Source organism: Evansella sp. AB-rgal1, assembly GCF_041820985.1.
Lineage (GTDB): Bacteria > Bacillota > Bacilli > Bacillales > Salisediminibacteriaceae > Evansella.
In genome coordinates, this window is the sequence record NZ_JBGUAU010000075.1 from 1 (window position 1) to 1,451 (window position 1,451).

The window sequence follows — 1,451 nt, forward strand, 5'->3', positions numbered from 1 at the left end:
ATTTGTCTCACCTTTTTTCCATTAAGTTATTTTCTCGTGAATCTATTTAAGTAATGATTTTACACCGTTTCTACGCTTAAAATCCATTTCAAATAGACTGCGGATGTTTTCTTCTCTAGTAGCTTGAAAAGCCATTCCAGTAAATTCTTCCTCACCTATCAATGTTAGCCCTAAATTGGTTGCTAATTCTTTAAAGTCTGATTTTGTTGGCAAACCTTCTTCATCTTCAGACTCATCCCAGATATTTATATCATAAAAAATGATTTCATCGTTGCTTATATCTATGTCCTCTTTTATATAATTTATATTAGTATAACTATCAATTTCCTTTCCTTCTGCATATTCTATAACATCTATATCCGATTTTTCCGAATCAATTTTAATTATATAGACATTTTTTATATAGATCTCATCAGAATCACGGGAAATAGACTGTGTTATCCAATGTTCCTCTGTAATTTTTGCGTCAGGAACTAATTTTTGTTCAATTAATTGTTCGTTACTAATAATGGTAGTTGTTTTATCTCTTGATCCTTTTATATAATTTGGTGCTTCTAATTCATAAACAGTGTAGTAACAAAAAGGATATGTTTTATTTGGTTCTAAAGATACATCACTGGAAATAGGCATCGCACTTAAGCACCCCTCTATACTATCTGCAACACATATTCTTTTAATTGAATCGTCTTCACCTTCCTGTCTTGCTTCTGGTATACGTGGTACAAACTCTCTTATCTCGTCATCCAACCCTTTTGATAGATGATAGACTATCATATTACAACAACCTTTCAATTTTATTTATACATAAATATACTCTTGTTTAGCGAATAACCTAAAAATTAATACATCATTTTTTAACTGATCATGTACTATAAATCTATCTCCAGTATTAAATTTTTCATAACAGCTTTAATGCTCATTATATTATGCTCTTTAAAACCTTCGTTTATATGGCCCCCTTTTCATCTTTATTAGTGAGTGATAGAATGAATTTTTACTATTTCATTGGTGTCAATAAATCCATTCGTTTGTTTTGTTAATAGATCTAATCCATCTGTGTCCATACAACAAAAGTAATAATATTCAATTTTAGCCCCACCCTTCAAATAATAATTTCTTCTTTCTCTAATAGAATTCTATAAAATCACCTGTTCGCAAAACGAATAGGTTTGTCTTTTAAACACAAAATAAATAAACGCAAGCTACCTTTTTTCAACCCAATAACAACATCAGAGCAGTTCGCACTTTTATACTTTAAAGTGCCAGGGTACTTGTTTTTGCTCACATAACATTGAGCCACTTCGCTCATGAAAACTTGAGCCACTCCATTTCCAGTTAGAACACAGTCTTGATATGGAGTGAGAGGCATGATAGGCTTGTTGCCTCTCGGAACAGCTTGTTGTGTCGCCTTTCGAGCTAAATCATGCCTCTGCGGTACACAGGGACAGGTT

Annotated in this window: 2 protein-coding genes; both read right to left on the reverse strand. The window is 32.3% G+C overall.

Annotated features, from left to right (window positions below; genetic code table 11):
* Positions 1–42: 42 nt before the first annotated feature.
* Entirely contained in the window at positions 43–774 is a 732-nt protein-coding gene (locus ACERII_RS25750) for a hypothetical protein (protein WP_373645855.1), read from the reverse strand.
* Positions 775–1,144: 370 nt separating this feature from the next.
* The coding region (locus ACERII_RS25755; protein ID WP_373645856.1) for a hypothetical protein at positions 1,145–1,451 on the reverse strand (307 nt) is incomplete at its 5' end.

Bases quoted from the DNA above. Each gene is read 5' to 3' on its own strand.
- ACERII_RS25750 (WP_373645855.1), bottom strand. From the start codon at position 774: ATGATAGTCTATCATCTATCAAAAGGGTTGGATGACGAGATAAGAGAG.